The 682-nt window shown below is 45.6% G+C and carries 5 tRNA genes; all 5 read right to left on the bottom strand.

Annotated features, from left to right (window positions below):
• Window positions 1-12: 12 nt before the first annotated feature.
• Window positions 13-88 (bottom strand) — tRNA-Lys (locus H5182_RS22010).
• 71 nt (window positions 89-159) lie between these two features.
• Window positions 160-235, bottom strand: a tRNA-Lys gene (locus tag H5182_RS22005).
• A 71-nt stretch (window positions 236-306) separates the two neighbouring features.
• Window positions 307-382: transfer RNA gene (locus H5182_RS22000), tRNA-Lys, on the bottom strand.
• 71 nt (window positions 383-453) lie between these two features.
• A tRNA-Lys gene (locus H5182_RS21995) sits at window positions 454-529 on the bottom strand.
• A 71-nt stretch (window positions 530-600) separates the two neighbouring features.
• Window positions 601-676, bottom strand: a tRNA-Lys gene (locus tag H5182_RS21990).
• Between the last annotated feature and the right edge of the window lie 6 nt (window positions 677-682).

The following is a 682-nucleotide window of genomic DNA, read 5'->3' as shown; positions in this document are numbered from 1 at the left end:
ACGAATAAAGAATGGTGGGTCATGATGGACTTGAACCATCGACCAATGGATTAAAAGTCCACTGCTCTACCAACTGAGCTAATGACCCGCTCTGATGTGCCTAAGCACGCTGCGTAAATCCGCCGATTATAACCACTCTACTATTCTACGAATAAAGAATGGTGGGTCATGATGGACTTGAACCATCGACCAATGGATTAAAAGTCCACTGCTCTACCAACTGAGCTAATGACCCGCTCTGATGTGCCTAAGCACGCTGCGTAAATCCGCCGATTATAACCACTCTACTATTCTACGAATAAAGAATGGTGGGTCATGATGGACTTGAACCATCGACCAATGGATTAAAAGTCCACTGCTCTACCAACTGAGCTAATGACCCGCTCTGATGTGCCTAAGCACGCTGCGTAAATCCGCCGATTATAACCACTCTACTATTCTACGAATAAAGAATGGTGGGTCATGATGGACTTGAACCATCGACCAATGGATTAAAAGTCCACTGCTCTACCAACTGAGCTAATGACCCGCTCTGATGTGCCTAAGCACGCTGCGTAAATCCGCCGATTATAACCACTCTACTATTCTACGAATAAAGAATGGTGGGTCATGATGGACTTGAACCATCGACCAATGGATTAAAAGTCCACTGCTCTACCAACTGAGCTAATGACCCGCTCTG

The organism is Pseudoalteromonas sp. SG44-17 (genome assembly GCF_014164235.1).
Lineage (GTDB): Bacteria > Pseudomonadota > Gammaproteobacteria > Enterobacterales > Alteromonadaceae > Pseudoalteromonas > Pseudoalteromonas rhizosphaerae.
The sequence above is the reverse complement of the archived record's forward strand: the minus strand, read 5'-3'. Positions and strand labels throughout refer to the sequence as shown.